Origin of the sequence: Vreelandella andesensis, assembly GCF_003989795.1 — a bacterium.
Taxonomy (GTDB): domain Bacteria; phylum Pseudomonadota; class Gammaproteobacteria; order Pseudomonadales; family Halomonadaceae; genus Vreelandella; species Vreelandella andesensis.
Genome location: NZ_RZHG01000018.1, coordinates 281,450 through 298,770, shown reverse-complemented (window position 1 = coordinate 298,770; position 17,321 = coordinate 281,450). Strand labels below are relative to the sequence as shown.

General features: G+C 51.5%; 21 protein-coding genes and 1 rRNA gene. 12 read left to right on the top strand and 10 right to left on the bottom strand.

Annotation, left to right across the window (positions count from 1 at the left end; genetic code table 11):
* Nucleotides 1-30: 30 nt before the first annotated feature.
* A 5S ribosomal RNA gene (gene rrf / locus ELY33_RS09575) occupies nt 31-146 on the top strand.
* Nucleotides 147-202: 56 nt separating this feature from the next.
* On the opposite strand, the gene ELY33_RS09570 is transcribed toward rrf, so the two are convergent.
* From ELY33_RS09570 to flgA, 4 genes are all read right to left on the bottom strand, one after another.
* A complete protein-coding gene (locus ELY33_RS09570) occupies nt 203-979 on the bottom strand; it encodes an SDR family NAD(P)-dependent oxidoreductase (protein ID WP_126947226.1) in 777 nt (258 codons plus the stop codon).
* A 79-nt stretch (nt 980-1,058) separates the two neighbouring features.
* Entirely contained in the window at nt 1,059-1,508 is a 450-nt protein-coding gene (locus ELY33_RS09565) for a flagella synthesis protein FlgN (protein WP_126947223.1), read from the bottom strand.
* Nucleotides 1,509-1,518: 10 nt separating this feature from the next.
* Entirely contained in the window at nt 1,519-1,785 is a 267-nt protein-coding gene (flgM, locus tag ELY33_RS09560) for a flagellar biosynthesis anti-sigma factor FlgM (protein ID WP_126947220.1), read from the bottom strand.
* A gap of 86 nt (nt 1,786-1,871) precedes the next feature.
* On the bottom strand, nt 1,872-2,588 hold the full coding sequence (gene flgA, locus ELY33_RS09555) for a flagellar basal body P-ring formation chaperone FlgA (protein ID WP_126947217.1): 717 nt from the start codon (nt 2,586-2,588) through the stop codon (nt 1,872-1,874).
* A gap of 194 nt (nt 2,589-2,782) precedes the next feature.
* Here flgA and flgB point away from each other — a divergent pair, with 194 nt between their 5' ends.
* From flgB to flgL, 11 genes are all read left to right on the top strand, one after another.
* Nucleotides 2,783-3,214: a flagellar basal body rod protein FlgB gene (gene flgB / locus ELY33_RS09550; RefSeq protein WP_126947214.1), complete on the top strand. Its 432-nt coding sequence runs from the start codon at nt 2,783-2,785 to the stop codon at nt 3,212-3,214.
* Nucleotides 3,215-3,238: 24 nt separating this feature from the next.
* The gene (flgC, locus tag ELY33_RS09545) at nt 3,239-3,649 is read left to right on the top strand and encodes a flagellar basal body rod protein FlgC (protein ID WP_126947211.1); all 411 of its coding nucleotides are present in this window, start codon (nt 3,239-3,241) and stop codon (nt 3,647-3,649) included.
* Nucleotides 3,650-3,651: 2 nt separating this feature from the next.
* The gene (locus ELY33_RS09540; RefSeq protein ID WP_126947208.1) at nt 3,652-4,347 is read left to right on the top strand and encodes a flagellar hook assembly protein FlgD; all 696 of its coding nucleotides are present in this window, start codon (nt 3,652-3,654) and stop codon (nt 4,345-4,347) included.
* 76 nt (nt 4,348-4,423) lie between these two features.
* The gene (flgE, locus tag ELY33_RS09535; protein ID WP_126947205.1) at nt 4,424-5,695 is read left to right on the top strand and encodes a flagellar hook protein FlgE; all 1,272 of its coding nucleotides are present in this window, start codon (nt 4,424-4,426) and stop codon (nt 5,693-5,695) included.
* Nucleotides 5,696-5,737: 42 nt separating this feature from the next.
* Entirely contained in the window at nt 5,738-6,496 is a 759-nt protein-coding gene (gene flgF, locus ELY33_RS09530; protein ID WP_126947202.1) for a flagellar basal-body rod protein FlgF, read from the top strand.
* A 30-nt stretch (nt 6,497-6,526) separates the two neighbouring features.
* Complete coding sequence (flgG, locus tag ELY33_RS09525; protein WP_126947199.1) at nt 6,527-7,309, top strand: flagellar basal-body rod protein FlgG; 783 nt, start codon at nt 6,527-6,529, stop codon at nt 7,307-7,309.
* 37 nt (nt 7,310-7,346) lie between these two features.
* Nucleotides 7,347-8,036 carry a flagellar basal body L-ring protein FlgH gene (locus ELY33_RS09520; protein ID WP_126947196.1) on the top strand — a complete coding sequence of 230 codons (690 nt, stop codon included), beginning with the start codon at nt 7,347-7,349 and terminating at the stop codon, nt 8,034-8,036.
* A gap of 86 nt (nt 8,037-8,122) precedes the next feature.
* Entirely contained in the window at nt 8,123-9,214 is a 1,092-nt protein-coding gene (locus tag ELY33_RS09515; protein ID WP_208644223.1) for a flagellar basal body P-ring protein FlgI, read from the top strand.
* Nucleotides 9,214-10,266, top strand: coding sequence for a flagellar assembly peptidoglycan hydrolase FlgJ (gene flgJ, locus ELY33_RS09510; protein ID WP_126947193.1), 1,053 nt, complete (start codon nt 9,214-9,216; stop codon nt 10,264-10,266). Before ELY33_RS09515 ends, flgJ begins: the two co-directional genes overlap by 1 nt.
* 62 nt (nt 10,267-10,328) lie before the next feature.
* Complete coding sequence (gene flgK / locus ELY33_RS09505; protein WP_126947190.1) at nt 10,329-11,987, top strand: flagellar hook-associated protein FlgK; 1,659 nt, start codon at nt 10,329-10,331, stop codon at nt 11,985-11,987.
* Nucleotides 11,988-12,002: 15 nt separating this feature from the next.
* Nucleotides 12,003-13,256, top strand: a complete 1,254-nt coding sequence (gene flgL, locus ELY33_RS09500) for a flagellar hook-associated protein FlgL (RefSeq protein ID WP_126947187.1) — start codon at nt 12,003-12,005, stop codon at nt 13,254-13,256.
* 159 nt (nt 13,257-13,415) lie between these two features.
* Here the strand turns inward: flgL and fliR are convergent, their stop codons facing one another.
* From fliR to fliM, 6 genes are read right to left on the bottom strand one after another with little or no spacing between them, the layout of a single operon-like run.
* Nucleotides 13,416-14,207, bottom strand: a complete 792-nt coding sequence (gene fliR / locus ELY33_RS09495) for a flagellar biosynthetic protein FliR (RefSeq protein ID WP_126947184.1) — start codon at nt 14,205-14,207, stop codon at nt 13,416-13,418.
* Between the two features lie 4 nt (nt 14,208-14,211).
* A complete protein-coding gene (gene fliQ, locus ELY33_RS09490; RefSeq protein WP_126947181.1) occupies nt 14,212-14,481 on the bottom strand; it encodes a flagellar biosynthesis protein FliQ in 270 nt (89 codons plus the stop codon).
* A gap of 28 nt (nt 14,482-14,509) precedes the next feature.
* Entirely contained in the window at nt 14,510-15,277 is a 768-nt protein-coding gene (gene fliP, locus ELY33_RS09485) for a flagellar type III secretion system pore protein FliP (protein WP_126947178.1), read from the bottom strand.
* Between the two features lie 8 nt (nt 15,278-15,285).
* Nucleotides 15,286-15,738: a flagellar biosynthetic protein FliO gene (fliO, locus tag ELY33_RS09480; RefSeq protein WP_126947175.1), complete on the bottom strand. Its 453-nt coding sequence runs from the start codon at nt 15,736-15,738 to the stop codon at nt 15,286-15,288.
* On the bottom strand, nt 15,735-16,256 hold the full coding sequence (gene fliN / locus ELY33_RS09475; protein ID WP_126947172.1) for a flagellar motor switch protein FliN: 522 nt from the start codon (nt 16,254-16,256) through the stop codon (nt 15,735-15,737). Before fliN ends, fliO begins: the two co-directional genes overlap by 4 nt.
* Nucleotides 16,253-17,308: a flagellar motor switch protein FliM gene (fliM, locus tag ELY33_RS09470; protein WP_126947169.1), complete on the bottom strand. Its 1,056-nt coding sequence runs from the start codon at nt 17,306-17,308 to the stop codon at nt 16,253-16,255. The genes fliN and fliM overlap by 4 nt, the downstream gene beginning before the upstream one ends.
* Between the last annotated feature and the right edge of the window lie 13 nt (nt 17,309-17,321).

Here is a 17,321-nt window from a genome sequence, read left to right as displayed (position 1 = left end):
TACCCAGCATGATATACAGTACCTGTTACGCCTGACGACCATAGCAAGCGTGAACCACCTGATCCCATGCCGAACTCAGCAGTGAAACCGCTTCGCGCCGATGGTAGTGTGGGGTCTCCCCATGCGAGAGTAGGTCATCGTCAGGCACCTATTCGAAAAAACCCCCAGGGCTCACGCCTTGGGGGTTTTTTTTGGCTGGTACTCACCACTCAATGGATTCGCCAGCCCAATCCCAGAAGCTGCCAGTATCTTCTGGCGACCGCTCAGACATTACTTTCAATAGCTGTTCTGCGACAAAGTCAGGTGTAAATAGCTTTTCGCTGGGTACGCGGGCTTGAAAGGGTTTAGAAAGTAACGTGTTAGTCGTGCCTGGGTGCAGACACAGCACAATAGATTGCTTGTTAAGCCGCGTTAGCTCGATGGAAAGTGTCTTCATCAGCATGTTGTGCGCTGCTTTACTGGCACGATAGCTGTACCAACCGCCGTAGACATTATCGCCAATCGATCCAACACGCGCCGATAAGCTGGCGATAATCGCCGGGTGTTTGCCTTGTAGCGATGATTTAAGTGCGGCAATCAATAGGGCAGGCGTGGCGGCATTAACATGCATAACATGGGCAAATGATGCTTCATCTAACTGCTCTAAGCGTTTTTCAGGCTGAATATCACGTGCGTCATCATGTAGCGTGCCAATGGCATTGAATAGCAGGTGTACCGGGCGACCGTTTAGCTGTTGGTTGAGGGTATCACGCCCTGATTGCGTGGTGATGTCAGCATTCACCACCTCGACGTTAGGGGATGGTTCTTTCGAAAATGGTTCTTGCGGAAACGAATCTTGAGGTGAAATAGCGGAACGGCTTACTGCAATGACATTACCCACATGGGTGTCAGTAAGCAGTCTCCTAATAATAGCGTTACCTATGCCGCCATTCGCACCGGTAACAACAGCGGTAAAGTTTTCAGGAAGGTGGGAAAGCATTCGTTTGGCTCCAATTGTGAATACTAATGTTCACATTGAAGCTGTTTGTACAGGTTTTGTCTATGAATATGCAGAAATACTAGGCAGATGCATTAAAGCGGCCAGATTGGGCATTATTGCGCCCATTTGGCTTGTAGAGGGTTTTCTCGGCAATTTGACGAATGTAATCCAACATTTCCTGGTTATGCTTCATTCTGAGCGATAGCATTTGCCCAGTTAATTCGTTCATACGTGATACGCGTTCACTTCTTTCGAGCAAGTTTTCCCAGGTAGTGGAGCAACCTGCATCGGTAGCGGCTTTCTTGGCACCAAGTGCACCGTCTGCATAGCCAAGCTTGGTTTGCACGCTTCGGCGCAGTGTTTCGATGCGTTCTAGCTCAGCTAACAGCCCCTGTTTTTTTTGGGCTATAACAGAGAGGGCGTCACCGTCAATGCTGCCTTTAGTTAGCTGTGCTTGCTCATCGGTGAGTAGCAGCACTAACTCATCAAGGCGTTGCAACTGATCTGAGAGCAGTCGTGAAAGACCCATAATAGTTCGCTTATAAATCGTTTAAATTGGCAATTAAGCCGTCGGCAATACGATCAGCACGGATCTCGAGCTTCCCTTCACGAATAGCCTCGCGAATTTCTTCAACTTTTGTCATATCGATATCTTGTGAGCTATCAGTATGCGTTTGACTTAGTTGCGTTGCTGATCGCGTCGCGCCATCAGCTTCAGCTGGCTTATTGCCAGCTACTTTCTGTGCTTCATCACGCTGCTGCGCCTGATTAGAACGTAGCAACGGATTAATGTTATCGATTTTCACGTTGTTTGCCTCGTCGTCAACGTTAGTGCGGCGTGCGCTGTATTACCTAGTATCGGCCTACTTAATAAGGACTTTAGGCATTTAGATCAAAAATCTATTACTAAGGTTCCTTGGCCAACAACACGCGCGGTGGCCAATTCGCGTGAATCAAAACGCACACGAATACGCTCGCCTTGGGCACCATCAGAAAGGGCTTCTCCTTCGCGAGACACTCGGAAACCAGTGCCTTCTGCTATAACGGTGACGCGCTGCCCTCGTTTCACCACTTGAGGCGCTTGAAGATAGTGGGCTTGAAAAGTGCTGCCGCTTCGAATTGGTCGCTGTGCGACCATGCCAATAATGTCGTCTTGGTCAGTAAGGGGTTGGGCGGCTAGGTCGCCAAGATTGCCTTCTCGTAACGAGAGCATATCACTCGTGATGAGCGTGCCTCTATTAATATCCTGCCCAGCCACGGCATAGCTACCAATGATATCAATTTGCGCCTGTATATACCGCACTTGACGTCGATCTTCACCGCAGCGCACGCCAACTGAAACGCGGCCGAGAGGGGACTGATTAGCATTCGGGAAGAATGGCTCGGGGGCAACGCAAGCAGGTAGATGAGGAGACGGAGGTGAAATATCGATCATCACTTCCTGCCCAAGCGCTTGAGATTCTTGATAAAGAAACTGCTGAACGGTGTCCATTAACACTTGGTTGCTAGCATACGCCTGTATTGAAAAACCAAGGCTGACAAGTAATAGGCAAAGCATTTGCTTCAGTATCGCTAAGCAGTATCGCGTTGGGCATAGCTGGTGTGGCATAGGAGAGTCGCTCAATCGAAAGGAAGCAGATGATCATCATCAGCCATGCAGTGTAGTGCAAAAGTACCCTGTGCATCATATGAAATGCTGGTGTAAACGGCAGCTGTTCCATGCTTTAGGCTGACAAGGCGAAGCCTATTATTCATCATCAATAATATCCGTTTTATTTTGCCTCTTAGCGAACGAGGATTGGCATGATTGATCAGCTTGAATCTGCCTTTAACTATCACCAGCAGGCACTGGGCTTGCGTCAAGCGCGTCACGACGTGCTGTCAGCCAATATTGCCAATGCCGATACGCCTAACTATAAAGCGCGCGATCTTGACTTTGCCAGTGAGTTAAAGAAAGCCGTTGCGGGCAGCCAGCCACAGCAGCAGCAAAATGGCGCGTTGACACTTGCACGAACCTCAGATCGTCACCTGCAAGGTGAAGGTCCTACGTGGCGCGGTGTAGGCAGTACAGAGTTGCTTTATCGTATCCCCGACCAGCCCAGTTTGGATGGCAATACGGTCGATATGGATCGCGAGCGGACACAGTTTGCAGATAATGCCGTTCGTTACCAAGCCGCACTAACCATCATGAATCGCCGAATTCAGGGCCTGAAAAACGCAATGCAGCCGGAATAACCGAGCGGTAGGAGAAAGTAATTTATGTCGATGTTCTCAGCCTTTGATATTGCTAGTTCCGCGATGAGCGCCCAGGCGCAACGTATGAACGTTACCGCTAGCAATATGGCCAATGCCGACAGTATTGCAGGCCCTGATGGAGAGACCTATCGGGCCAAGCAAGTGATGTTTGAAACCCAGGCGCATAGTCATCGATATGGCGTCGGTGGCGTACGTGTCACTGACGTGGTTGAAGACGACTCTCCGCTACGCCTGGAGTATATGCCAAACCACCCTGCTGCCGATGAAGAGGGCTATGTTGCCAAGCCCAATGTTGAACCCGTGCATGAAATGGTCAACATGATTTCGGCGTCGCGCTCCTATCAAGCCAACGTAGAAGTGTTTAACACAACGAAGCAGATGATGGTGCAAACGCTATCTCTGGGTGAGGGATAGTGATGAGCACGATCGACCCGACAACACTTTCGGCGATTAATGGCGGCAGCGTTGGTGCCCAGTTAAAGCAGAGCGCATCCGATGAGTTGCGTAGCAGCTTTCTAACGCTACTGATTACTCAGCTACAGAACCAAGATCCGCTGAAGCCGATGGAAAATGCGGAAATGACCTCTCAGATTGCGCAAATTAATACGGTCAGCGGGATTGAGCAGCTCAATACCACCTTGCAAAGCATTACTAGCCAGATGGATGCCAGCCAAGCACTGCAAGCAAGTGGCTTGATTGGCCAGGGCGTCATGGTGCCTGGTGATAAGGTCATGCTGGAACAAGATAGTGAAGGAAAATCCTACACGACACCGTTTGGTATCGAGCTTGCTAAGCCAGCCGACCAGCTTACTGCCGTGATTGTTGGCCAAGGTGGCGAAGTGATCAGGCGCTATAACCTAGGCGCGGTAGACGCCGGTGTGCAGTCCTTTCAGTGGGACGGTAAAAACGAGCAGGGTGAAGCAGCTGCCAGTGGCCGTTACACGGTTCAGCTAGAAGCTCTAGATGCTGAGGGCGAAACACTAGACTCAAGCGCATTGAACTATGCCGTTGTTGATAGTGTTACCCCTAACGATGGTAGCGGCAATGTTCGGCTGGATTTAGGGGCTGTTTACGGACAAGTCCAGTTGAATCAGGTCAAACAAATTCTTTAAGCAGCTTGTAACTAAAACAACGTTTTTACAGCAGGAACGTCTTAATCAAAAAAGACGTTTTGATGAGGAAAGTATTATGTCATTTACAACGGCAGTGGCTGGTCTTAATGCACAATCAGAAAAGCTAAATTCTGCGGGAAACAACATCGCTAACTCGCAAACCGTCGGCTATAAGCGTTCTGACGTTCTGTTTGCTGATGTGTTTGCGGCTTCACGGGGTATCGGTGTGCAGGTATCAGATGTGCGCCAGAACTTTACCCAGGGCAGTATTGAAAGTACCGGCCGTAATCTGGATTTGGCGATTTCTGGGGAAGGCTTTTACCGCCTAGAGCGCTCGACTGGAGAAGTCGGTTATTCACGTAACGGTGAGTTCGGTATTACCGCTACCGGCGATATCGTTAATGCCCAGGGCGACCGTTTGATGGGCTACGGTATGGATCGCGGCGTCACAGTAGATACCGATGACCAACAAGCCTTTCCTTTCTCAAACGTATTGGTGGGCGGTGCTCCTCAGGCATTAAATGTGCCCATTGATGATATACCGGCTAAAGCGACCACCGAAGTTAATGCACTATTAAATCTGGATGCCAGAGTCGTCAGTGGTCAAAACTTGAATACGCTTGAATTAGCAAACGGGGCTGAGCTGGATTACCATTTTTCAAATAACTTTACTGCCTATGACTCCTTGGGTAACGCGGTTAACGTTGCCACCTATTTTGAAAGGGTGGGTAACGGTAATCAATGGGATGTGACCGCTGTCACTAACGGAGTCGCTCGAGGCACCTTTACGTTAGATTTTACCCAGAGTGGTCGACTAGCGACGGATGCCAACGGTGTGGTCACTGGGGTTAACGGCGGCGCAGCGAGTGCTACCATCGCCAACATCCCCGGCGGCGTTGATGCAGAGCCTCTTGACGTCGAATTTTTATTCAATGGTTCTACCCAGTTTGCTGCTGACTCGCTGCAAAAAGAGCTGAATCAAGACGGCTTCACCTCTGGTGCACTGGCCGGTATTACCGTTACTGAAACTGGCGTTATTCAGCGTAACTTCACCAACGGTGAAACCCGTGCTGCTGGTCAGATTGCACTCGCCAGCTTCCGTAATGAGGAAGGTCTTCAGCCACTGGGCAACAACCTGTGGGCGTCAACGAATGCCTCCGGTTTGGAAAACCTGGGGGCACCAGGCACCGGTCGTCTCGGGCAAATCCAGGCGGAAGCGGTAGAAGCGTCTAACGTTGATTTGGCCAGTGAGCTGGTAGATACCATTGTGGCACAGCGCTCTTACCAGGCTAACTCCAACACCATCAGCACCCAGGACGAGCTCCTGCAGACCATTATTAACCTGTAAACACTCGTGATAATGGCGTAATGCGACGCTAAGGAGTCAGTTGTGGATCGTATGCTATACACCGCCATGAGCGGCGCCAAACACACGATGGACCAGCAGGCAGTGGTTAGCAATAACCTGTCGAATGTGTCTACCGCGGGGTTCCGTGCTCAGTTGCAAGCGGCACGTTCAGTTCCGGTGGAAGGCGCCGGGTTACTCGATACGCGGGTATCGGCGGTGACGACCACCCCTGGCACCGATTTTTCCCAAGGCCCTCTTGAACGCACGGGTCGAACCCTCGATATCGCGATGCAGGATAATGCCTGGATGGCGGTGTTGGCAGACGATGGTACCGAAGCCTATACGCGGCGCGGCGATCTGCAGCTAGACAACGACGGCGTACTGCTTAGTGTCGGGCGTCCGGTCATGGGCGAGGGTGGCCCCATTGCCCTGCCTCAGGGCGCGCAAGTCTCCATTGGGGCAGACGGCACCATCAGCGCTATTCCCCAGGGCGAAGGGCCTGCAGCGCTGGTGGATGTCGGGCGCATCAAGCTAGTAACGCCCGATGAACAAGCATTGACGCGTGGTGAAGACGGGCTGTTTCGCGGGCCACTGAATGAAGATGGCGTTGCCGCCGTCCTTCCTGGTGATGAAGATGCTCGAGTTGTTAGTGGTGCCTTGGAGGGCAGCAACGTCAGCGCGGTAGATGCCATGGTATCTATGATTGATGTTGCCCGCCGTTACGACATGCAAATGAAAATGCTCAGCACGGCGGATGAGAACGCTCAGCGAGCCAACAGCATTTTATCTATTCAGGGCTGATAGCAGCCATTCAGCCAAGGGAACATGCTTATGATTAAGTCCTTGTGGACGGCCAAGACGGGACTGGAGTCTCAGCAAACCAAGCTAGATGTTATTTCCAACAACCTAGCGAACGTCAGCACGAACGGGTTTAAACGCTCCCGTCCTGTGTTTGAAGACCTGCTCTATCAAAATATGCGCCAGCCCGGTGCGCAAAATAATATTCAGGATCGTCTGCCTTCTGGTATGCAAATAGGTACCGGTGTGCGCGCGGTGGCGACAGAGCGCCTACATACCCAAGGCGGCCTTGAAGAAACCAGCAACTCCCGCGATCTTGCGATCAATGGCGATGGCTTTTTCCAAGTGCTGCTGCCTGATGGCACCGTTGGTTATACGCGCGACGGCAGTTTTCAGCTCAATGAAAATGGCCAAATGGTGACTGCTAATGGTTATCCATTAGAGCCGGCCATTTTTGTTCCCGCTAACGCGCTGTCGGTCACCATTGGTGAAGACGGTACGGTCAGCGTTCGCCAACCCGGTATTGCTCAAGATGCTGATATTGGCCAGATCAATGTAGCGTCGTTTATTAATCCCGCCGGTTTGGAAAGCGTTGGCGGTAACTTGTACTTGGAAACCGGCGCTTCTGGAGCGCCTAACCAAAATGTTCCCGGTAATAACGGTGCTGGCAGGTTATTCCAAGGCTATGTAGAAACCTCCAACGTGAACGTGGTTGAGGAGATGGTCAATATGATCCAAACCCAACGCGCCTACGAAATTAATAGTAAGGCGGTATCGACCAGCGACGAAATGTTGGCGCGCTTGAGCCAGCTCTAACGTTATTGATGAATAGGGCTTACTAACAGGTCGCATTATGTTGGATTTACACGCTGCGTTACGTCGTTTTTCGTTAGTTGGTCTTGCGCTGTTTATTCTATTGGCAGCCGGTTGTGCACAAATCCCCCGCGCCTCGGTGGTGGGTGAGCAAGAGCAGATTACGATTGTGGATCGACCACCGCCGATCGCCAATGGCTCTATTTATCAAGTCCGCCGTGGTTATCAACCGCTATTTGAAGATCGGCGCCCTCGATCCATTGGCGACATTTTGACCATCGTGCTCGATGAAGAGGTAAGTGCTAGCAAAAATGCCCGATCCAATGCGGACCGTTCGGGGGGGGCCAGCCTAGAGCTTGGGCAATTACCCGATGTGCTGGACACCTTGGCCGAGTATGGTTTCGATGTATCGGGGGCGAGTGACTTTGCTGGCGGGGGGGGCTCTCAAGCCAATAATACCTTCACCGGCACCATCACTGTATCCGTATTGGAAGTGATGAATAATGGCAACCTGCGGGTACGTGGCGAAAAGCAAATTGCGATCAACCAGGGTACGGAATTTATTCGTTTTTCTGGAGTGGTTAACCCACGCACGATCACGGCACAAAACACCGTGCCTTCAACCCAGGTGGCTGACGCAAGAATTGAGTATGTTGGCGATGGTTATATCAATGAAGCGCAGCACATGGGCTGGTTACAGCGCTTTTTCTTAAATGTATCGCCGTTTTAAATGACTCGGCCCGCCAACAGAGACTTACCATGGCTATGCAGTTAAACCGTTATCGAGGTGTTAAGCACTGGCTACGTTGTGTCGCTATGTTTACAACACTGTTTGTCGTTAGTTGTTTACTGGCCATGCCCGCGGCGGCTGAGCGGGTACGAGAGCTATCAAGCTTTGCTGGGGTGCGCGATAACCAGTTAGTTGGCTATGGCTTGGTCGTGGGGCTGGATAGCACCGGCGACCAAACGACTCAGGCACCGTTCACCAGCCAAAGTTTGACGAACATGCTTTCGCAGTTAGGCGTCACGGTGCCGCCGGGCACTAATTTGCAGCTTCGCAACGTCGCCGCTGTCATGGTTACCGCTGATTTGCCGCCGTTTTCACGCCCTGGGCAACGCTTGGACATTGTTGTGTCTTCGATTGCCAATGCCCGTAGTTTACGTGGTGGAACGCTGTTAATGACTCCGCTGAAAGGTGCCGATGGCGATACTTATGCTATTGCCCAAGGCAATATGTTGGTGGGCGGTGCAGGTGCACAAGCAGGCGGCAGCAGTGTGCAGATCAATCAGCAAGCGTCAGGCCGGATCCCTAACGGGGCGCTGGTAGAGAGGGAAGTGCCCTTAAATCTTGGCGGTAACGGCGGACGACTAGAGTTACAGCTTAATGATTCTGATTTTGGCACGGTTCAGCGCATGGTAACGGCCATTAACAACGAATTTGGCCAGTCGGTGGCGTATGCGCGCAACGGGCGCGTGATTGCACTTGATGGTCCGATGGATGAAAACGCCCGCGTTAACTTTATGGCGCGTGTCGAAAACGTTCAGGTAACACCGATGGAAGCGCCCGCACGGGTCGTGCTCAATGCACGCACTGGCTCCGTGGTGATGAATAGCGCTGTCACTCTGCGCCAGGCAGCCGTCGCTCACGGCAACCTTTCGATCATGATTGATACTCAATTTGGGGTCAGCCAGCCAGCTCCCTTCGGTGAAGGCGAAACGGTGGTTGTGCCAAATACGGATATTGAAATTGAGCAGCAGGAAGCGTTTCTACAAATCGTAGAAGGCGCCCAATTGAACGAAGTGGTTAATGCACTTAATGCATTGGGAGCCACGCCCCAAGACTTAATGACGATTCTTGAAGCGTTGAAGGCCGCCGGATCGCTTCGCGCAGAGCTTGAGGTTATTTAATGAGCATTGGCGATATGACCAGCCAATTCGCGCTGGATATGAACGGCTTTCAGCGCCTGCAGCATAACGCCCGCGTGGACCCTGATGCCGGTGTGCACGGTGCTGCGCAGCAGTTTGAAGCCCTTTTTGTGCAGATGATGATGAAAAGCATGCGCGATGCTATCCCAGCGTCAGGTTTGTTGAGCAGTTCAACCACCGATACCTACCAACAGATGCTTGATCAGCAGTGGTCACAAGTGATCTCGTCTAAGGGCATGGGGTTGGCCGATATGCTGGTGGAACAGTTGCAGCGCCAAGGAGCGGTCAATCATAAAGCAGATAGCGCGGATCAAGCGCTGCAGGCGCTGATCGCGGGCATACCACGTGGCACTCCCAGGGTGTTGGATGAGCCGCTGCAGCCGAATAGCGGTGGTTATGCGTCAGAACAGGGCAGTGGGCGGTTCTTAGCTGAACTGGACGCGATTAGCCAGCGGCCAGCCGAGGAGGCGAGCAATATCAGCACCGTATCTACCGTTGCTGCGCCCACTTCCACCACGACACCTGCTCGTTTCAGCCAGGCGCCCGATCACGTTCAGCGCTTCTTGACGACGTTAGCGGCTCCCGCCCAAGCGGCCAGCAATGCCACCGGCGTGCCAGCTGAGCTTATTTTGGCGCAAGCAGCGCTGGAAACAGGCTGGGGACGCCATGAAATTGCCACGCAACATGGCGGCAATAGCCACAATTTGTTTGGTATTAAGGCGGGCAGCCACTGGCAAGGTAAGACGACCGATATCGTCACCCATGAATATATTGGTGGGCGTCGAACTCAGATTGTGGACTCTTTCCGTGTTTATGACTCGTTTGAGCATGCGTTTACCGACTATGCCAAGTTGATTGGCAATAACCCGCGTTATGCAGGCGTTGTCCAGGCCGCTGATGCGCACCAAGCTGCTCATGAGTTACAGCGGGGCGGTTATGCAACGGACCCGCAATATGCCAATAAACTGGTCGCTGTGATGAATACCATGGGGCCGATAGCAGCAGGGCGCGATTTTCTCGCGGATTCCCGCTAACGCGTAATTTAAGTTTTTCTGCGCACTGCCGATAGGTATCTTATCGGCCTAAGGAATTGACCATGAGCATGTTTTCAATCGGCTTAAGCGGCCTTAATGCGGCGCAGAATGCCCTCAGTACCACCAGTAACAATATCAGTAACGTCTATACGCCTGGTTACAACCGTGAGCTAGCTCAGCTTGGCCAAGGGTCTGTTGGGGGCGGCGTTAAGGTCGACAGTATTGAACGTCAATTCAATACCTATGTATCGAACCAGCTAAACAACGCCAAGACCCAATCAAGCGCCCTGGCTACTTACAACAACCAAGTCACCCAAATTGATAACTTGCTTGCGGATCGAGAAGCGGGCTTGTCGCCGTTAATGCAGTCATTTTTCTCATCACTAGAAGATTTGGCCAGTTCGCCATCAGACCCGGCTGCCCGCCAAGGCGTCGTTGGCTCGGCCAATACCCTTAGTGCTCAGTTCCGCTCCTTCGACGGTTATCTGCAAGATATGCAGAGCAACATCAATAGCCAGATCAAAGATGAAGTCACTCAGATTAACAATACTACTGAGCAAATTGCCGGGCTGAATCGCGAAATTGCGCTTGCCCGTGCGCGCAGTGGCGAGGCACCCAATAGCCTGTTGAACCAGCGCGATCAGTTGATTTCCGAACTTAATGAACGCATGGATATCCGCTTAAATATCCAGGATGGCAAAAGCTACAATCTTAGCTTGCCGAACGGCCAGCCATTAGTGACGGGTACCAGCGCGTTTAAGCTTGAAGCGATACCGTCAGAGGCTGATCCTCAGCGAACGGTGGTGGGCTATCGTGATGGTGACGGCAGTGTGACTCAATTGAGAGAGTCAGCGATTAAAGGTGGCGCGTTGGGCGGCTTAATGACGTTCCGTTCAGAAACGCTGGATAAAACCCAGAATCAAATCGGTCAACTGGCAGTGTCGCTTTCCGTGGCGTTCAACGAGCAGCACAAGCAAGGTGTTGATCTGGATGGCGAGCAAGGCGGTGACTTTTTTGCCGTGCGCTCCCCCCAGACGTTTGGTCATGAGAGTAACAGCGGCACCGCCACCATTGACTCTGCCGAGTTTGATATCGACACGATTGATCAGCTTCGCGCGACGGATTACACCGTTCGCTTTGAAGGCGGGATGCCAACCGTCACGCGTAACGATAACGGAGCGATGGTAGATGATGCTGACTGGAACGCGGGAACCGGTGCACTGACGTTTGGTGGCGTAGCACTCACGATTAGCGGCACGCCTGAGAATGGCGACCGCTTTGAAGTACAGCCTGTTCGCCGCGGCGCAAGCGATATGGTTGTCACGATCAATGAACTCGATCGTATCGCCGCCGGTAACCCAATGAACCCTGAAGACGACCCTGCGGATTGGGTAGCGGCTGGCGCGGGTGATAACCGCAATGCTTTGGCGTTACAGGATTTACAGCAAAAAGCCATTGTAGGTGGTAGCGCATCGGTGAGCGGCGCGTATGGTGTCATTGTCAGTGATGTGGGTAACCGAACTAATATTACCCAGGTGAACTTAGATGCCCGCCAAGGATTAACCGATCAATTGAAAGCGGTGCAGCAATCTGAGTCGGGGGTCAACCTTGATGAGGAAGCGGCTAACCTGATTCGCTATCAGCAGTATTACCAAGCGAATGCGCGGGTGATTGATACCGCGGGTGCGATTATGGACACCATCTTGAATCTACGGAACTAATAAGGAGCTTAGGCGATGCGTATTAGTACCGTCACTATGTTTGAGCAGAGCACGGCTTCTATTAACCGTCAGCAAAGCGATTTCTTGAAAGTCAGCCAGCAAATTGCCAGTGGTCGTCGCGTGGTTAATCCTTCCGATGACCCGCAAGCAGCCTCACGAGCGGTGGGTGTTGATCAATCCAAAGCGATGAACCAGCAGTTTTCAGACTCGCGGGTCTCGGCGCGAAATTCACTGTCACAAACGGAGAGCATCCTTAATAGTGTCAGCGATGCGGTTACCAGCGCAAAAACGCTACTGATCCAGGCCTCAAGCGACACGCTGAGCGATGTTGATCGTGAGTCGATTGCCAGCGAGCTAAACGGTATCTATGAAACGATGCTGGGACAGGCGAATGCCACTGATGGCAATGGCCGCTACTTATTCGGTGGCTATAAAGATAACGCACCACCGTTTGTTAAATCGGCAGACGGCAATGTGGAATATAACGGTGATGACAGTTTACGCCAGCAGCGTGTTGATGCTTCCCGTTTAATGCCTGTGGCTGAAAATGGCGCCACGGTTTTTCAAGGGGTGCCCAGCGGTGCTGGCTATATTGCTGACGCCAACACAGAAAACCAGGGGAATGTGACCTTCCGTGGCCCACAGCTTACGGATGTTAACGACCCAGGCTATGGCGACAGCTACCGTGTTGTGTTCACTGAAGATGCAACGCTAGATAGCGGCATTAGCTATCAAGTGCAGCGCTTTGATAACGGCGCGTGGCAGGAAAACGCGGCTGATTTAGTGGCCAGTGGCGAATATGTTGGCGAAGGCCAGCAGCTTAGTTTTGGTGGAATTAATGTCACACTCACTGGCAGCGCTGAGCCAGATGACGAGATTCTGATTGCCCAGGCAGGCAGTGAACAGCGTGGTGCGGATCTGTTTCGCACCATGGAAGCAGCCATTCGTGTATTAGAAACGCCTGCCCAAAGTGACGCGGAAAAAGCGGCGTTGCGCAATACACTTAATACGTCCATGCGTGATCTTGATAATGCGCTTGATAACGTGCTGACCGTTCGTGCTTCGGCGGGTGCTCGGCTGAATGAGTTGGATGTGATCGATGCGGTAGGCAGCAACCGAAAGCTTAACTATGAGCAAACCCTGTCCGACCTGGTCGATTTGGATTATGCCGAGGCGATTTCTGAATATAGCCTGCGACAAGTAGGCTTACAGGCTTCTCAGAAAGCGTTTGTTGATATCAAAGGCATGTCATTGTTTGACTACATGTAAACATGAGCGACTTTGAGTAAAACATCTCATCCCGTCAAAAAAGCCCCACCCCTGTAGTTAGGATTGGGGCTTTTTTGTACACGTATTTCAGACTCTTAATATTTCAAAAGCCTAGTACCTCAAAGACGTAGTATTTTAAAACGTAGCATTTTAAAAATATTAACCTAATGGCGCCATGGTTTCGATCAAGCTCTGCATAAAGGCGAGCCCTTGGCTAAACAGCCGCTGTAAAAAGCGACCGATATCCGTCATTAATACCATTAACAGAATTAGCCCAACGGTTAACGAGGCGGGAAAACCGATATTGAATACCGTCAGCTGAGGTGCTGAGCGATTGAGAATGCCGAGGGCTAAGTTAATGACCAGCAGTGAGCCGACCAGCGGTAGCGCAAGCAGCATTCCGGAAGCAAAAATAGTCCCCCCATAGCGTGCCAGCAGCTCAAACGCATTCGGGTTCAACGCACCAATGCCGATCGGTAATGTTTCAAAGCTCATTATCAATGTTTCTAACACCATCAGGTGGCCATTTAGAGCAAGAAACATTAATAGCGTAACCATATAAAGAATACGCGATAGCACCATGATGTTGGTGCCGCTGGACATGTCGAAAAAGCTGGCAAACGCCAAACCCATCTGCAAGCCAATAAATTCACCGGCAGCCTGCACCACGGCGAAAATAATATGCATGACCAAGCCAATTGCAATGCCAATCAATAGTTGCTCGATCATGATGCCCAAGCTAGCCCACGACATAATGGGCACGTTAGGCATGGCAGGCAATATCGGGGCAATCACAATGGCAATGATAGCTGCTAGTGCCACCTTGGCCTGGTTCGGAACGCTGGAATGACCCCATAAGGGCGATGCCGCCATAAAGGCAGTAATGCGGGTAAAGGGCCAAAGGAAGGCCACTAACCACCCCTGTAGTTGGGCGAACGTCACCTCTACCATGGTGTTACATCACCATGCTGGGAATATTAGTGAAGAGGCGATGGGTGAAGTCGGTGATTAACGCAATTAGCCATGGCCCGGCAAGCACCAGGACAACAAAGACGGCTAATATTTTAGGAATGAAGGTCAGCGTCATTTCATTTATTTGCGTCGCCGCCTGAAACAAACTAATGATAAGGCCCGTAAACAGGGCGGCCAGCAGCATAGGGCCGGCAAGTAAAAGTGTTACCCGCATGCCTTGATAAGCAATGCTCATCACCATTTCCGGGGTCATGAATACTCCTGGTCGCTGAACGCGACGCTCAAATCATGTAAAAGCTTTCTGCTAGCGAGCCAATAATCAATTGCCAGCCATCGACCAATACAAACAGCATCAGCTTAAAGGGCAGTGAAATCGTGATAGGTGGCACCATCATCATACCTAGCGCCATTAGCGTACTGGCAACGACTAAGTCGATAATCAAAAAGGGAATAAAAATAGTAAAACCAATTTGAAATGCGGTTTTAAGCTCACTGGTCACAAAGGCAGGCAGCAAGACCCGCATGGGTAACTCTTCGGGGCCTTGCATCGGGCCAACATCTGCCAAACGTACAAACAGCGCTAAATCGGGCTCGCGGGTTTGGGCGAGCATGAATTCACGAAACGGTTGCTGAGCTCGCAGTAAGAACTCTTCAAAATTAATCGCTTCATTAGTGAGCGGCATCCAAGCGGTGTCGTACACTTGGTTCAACACAGGCGACATAATAAAAAACGTCAAGAATAGTGCGATACCCAATAAAACCTGGTTCGGCGGTGTTGCCTGTGTGCCCATGGCTGTTCTGAGCAAGCTAAGGACAATAATGATGCGCGTAAAGCTGGTCATCATCAGTAGCATAGCTGGCAGAAAGGCCAACGAACTTAAAAATAGCAGTGTTTGTAACGACAGCGACCACTGCTGGCCACCATTGTCTAAAGGCTGAGAAATAAGCCCAGGCAGCTGCTGTGCGTGAGCAGGTAAGACAAATAAGCAGCCAGCGACAGCGGCAAATAACAGCCACCAACGCCGCCCATAAGGCCAAGCGAAAGGCATCTCGAATCTCATGGTGTGTGGTTTGAATCGGAAGCGGTAGGCGGCTGCTTATCGTGCTTGCCACGGCTGGTGGCGAGCGCCTGGGCTAAACGCTGAGAAAAACGCGAAGGAGCCTCGGGGGGTAATGAGGTGGGGCGGTCAGTGGGCGCTGGACGCTCATGTAGTTTCGTTATTCGCCCATTGCTAACGCCGACGACCAGCCAAGTGTCCTCTATTTCAACCACGACAATTCGCTCGCGATTACCTACCGCGGTGTTGCCCACAATTTTTAAGTGGGCACCGTGCTGATAGCGTGCGGTTTGCCAGCGTTTCAGTACCGCTGTGCATAGCAAAATGATGGCAATGACCAGTGCAAGTGCCGCTGCTGTTTTGCCTAATGCGGCCATGCCTATTAGGGCATCACCGCTGCCGCTTATGGCATCAAGTGAGGTGCTTGACGAAGACGGAGATGCGACGCTCATCGGTTTAGTTTATGGATACGCTCAGAGGGGGTAATAATCTCTGTGATTCGAATGCCGTATTTATCATCCACCACGACCACTTCCCCTTGGGCGATTAAATAGCCATTGATCAAAATATCCATGGGCTCGCCAGCGAGGCCTTCCAGCTCAATGACCGACCCCTGGGCAAGTTCAAGTAGTTGCTTGATGGTTAGCTTCGTGCGGCCTAACTCCACTGTTAGCTTGACCGGAATGTCCATGATCATTTCGAGGTCGCGAGACTCGGCATGGCCATTGTCAGCACTTAATGGGCGAAACACTTCATCGCTTGCTGGTTTAGCAACAGGCGCTTCTGTCTCCGGCTCGCTGCTTGAGGTATCTGCTTCCTCAGCGGCTTCTTGCTCGGCCATGGCTGCTGCCCAAGGATCTTCCTCCTCACCTGCGGCATCGGCACTTGAACTGGGTTCTTCTTGCTCAGACATGGCGTCCGCCCAATCATCATCAGAGACCTTTTGATCGGGTTTATTTGGATCAGTCATGCTTTGGGTTCCTTGGCTTTCTGTCGCGTTGAACCTTTAATAAAGTCCTTGGACGATAAATTATTCATAGCGGCATGGTCGATCATCCGCAGTACACGTAGCGCGCGTTGCTGCTGTTGGCTCCCATACTCGCACTCCATTACGGGAACGCCGTCGACACGAGCGGTAATCGTGCTGGGAATATCCATGGGCAATACATCGCCCTTTTTAAGCCCCATGACGTGGCCAATGCGGCTAGGTAGTTGTGCAAATTCAGCAACCAGTTCAACTTCTGATTGGCGAAGCTCGTTCGCCATGCGCCGTGACCATGTGCCGTCATGGTCATGGTTGCTGTCGTTAATTGGGTTGGCGAGTAAATCCCTAAGCGGTTCAATCATGGCGTAGGGCATGCAAATCTGAAAGTTGCTCGACAGGTTGCCAACTTCAATATTGAACTTGGTGTTGACCACAATCTCGTTGGGCGAGTTAGTGATGTTGGCAAACTTGGATTGCACCTCGGAGCGCATAAAAAATACTTCTAACGGATAAACAACTTTCCACGCCTCTTGGTAGGCATCAATGGCCAAGTTAAGCAGGCGCTGGATAATACGCTGCTCAGTATTGGTGAATTCACGGCCATCTGATTTCGTCACAAAACGACCGTCGCCGCCAAACAGGTTATCCACCACCATAAACACTAGGTTAGGTGGAAAGACCACAAGTGCCGACCCGCGTAGCGGCTTCATTGACACAAGGTTTAGGTTGGTGGGTACCGGAACATTACGCGAAAAGTCGCTAAAGCTCTGGTATCGCACTGATTCAACGGTGATATCGGCACTACGTCGAATCAAGTTGAATAGACCATTGCGGAAGTAGCGTGCAAAACGCTCATTGATAAAGTCTAGCGCGTGTAATCGCTCACGGATCACCCGATGTTGTGTCGAGGGATCGTAGGGGCGAACGCGCGCCTCTTCTTGTGTGGAGGAAGATGGGGCCGAAGGCTCATCATCTCCACTAACGCCCTTTAGCAAGGCATCAATTTCTTCCTGGGACAGTAGATCGTCCTGCGACATGAACGGCTCCAGT

Excerpts from the sequence above, each read along its gene's own strand:
- fliR (WP_126947184.1), bottom strand. The coding sequence starts at position 14,207 with ATGGTAGAGGTGACGTTCGCCCAACTACAGGGGTGGTTAGTGGCCTTC.
- ELY33_RS09515 (WP_208644223.1), top strand. The coding sequence starts at position 8,123 with ATGTTTACAACACTGTTTGTCGTTAGTTGTTTACTGGCCATGCCCGCG.
- fliO (WP_126947175.1), bottom strand. The coding sequence starts at position 15,738 with ATGAGCGTCGCATCTCCGTCTTCGTCAAGCACCTCACTTGATGCCATA.
- ELY33_RS09520 (WP_126947196.1), top strand. The coding sequence starts at position 7,347 with ATGTTGGATTTACACGCTGCGTTACGTCGTTTTTCGTTAGTTGGTCTT.
- fliQ (WP_126947181.1), bottom strand. The coding sequence starts at position 14,481 with ATGACCCCGGAAATGGTGATGAGCATTGCTTATCAAGGCATGCGGGTA.
- flgA (WP_126947217.1), bottom strand. The coding sequence starts at position 2,588 with ATGCCACACCAGCTATGCCCAACGCGATACTGCTTAGCGATACTGAAG.
- flgB (WP_126947214.1), top strand. The coding sequence starts at position 2,783 with ATGATTGATCAGCTTGAATCTGCCTTTAACTATCACCAGCAGGCACTG.
- ELY33_RS09540 (WP_126947208.1), top strand. The coding sequence starts at position 3,652 with ATGAGCACGATCGACCCGACAACACTTTCGGCGATTAATGGCGGCAGC.
- ELY33_RS09565 (WP_126947223.1), bottom strand. The coding sequence starts at position 1,508 with ATGGGTCTTTCACGACTGCTCTCAGATCAGTTGCAACGCCTTGATGAG.
- fliP (WP_126947178.1), bottom strand. The coding sequence starts at position 15,277 with ATGCCTTTCGCTTGGCCTTATGGGCGGCGTTGGTGGCTGTTATTTGCC.
- flgJ (WP_126947193.1), top strand. The coding sequence starts at position 9,214 with ATGAGCATTGGCGATATGACCAGCCAATTCGCGCTGGATATGAACGGC.
- fliN (WP_126947172.1), bottom strand. The coding sequence starts at position 16,256 with ATGACTGATCCAAATAAACCCGATCAAAAGGTCTCTGATGATGATTGG.
- flgK (WP_126947190.1), top strand. The coding sequence starts at position 10,329 with ATGAGCATGTTTTCAATCGGCTTAAGCGGCCTTAATGCGGCGCAGAAT.
- flgC (WP_126947211.1), top strand. The coding sequence starts at position 3,239 with ATGTCGATGTTCTCAGCCTTTGATATTGCTAGTTCCGCGATGAGCGCC.
- flgG (WP_126947199.1), top strand. The coding sequence starts at position 6,527 with ATGATTAAGTCCTTGTGGACGGCCAAGACGGGACTGGAGTCTCAGCAA.
- flgL (WP_126947187.1), top strand. The coding sequence starts at position 12,003 with ATGCGTATTAGTACCGTCACTATGTTTGAGCAGAGCACGGCTTCTATT.
- flgE (WP_126947205.1), top strand. The coding sequence starts at position 4,424 with ATGTCATTTACAACGGCAGTGGCTGGTCTTAATGCACAATCAGAAAAG.
- fliM (WP_126947169.1), bottom strand. The coding sequence starts at position 17,308 with ATGTCGCAGGACGATCTACTGTCCCAGGAAGAAATTGATGCCTTGCTA.
- ELY33_RS09570 (WP_126947226.1), bottom strand. The coding sequence starts at position 979 with ATGCTTTCCCACCTTCCTGAAAACTTTACCGCTGTTGTTACCGGTGCG.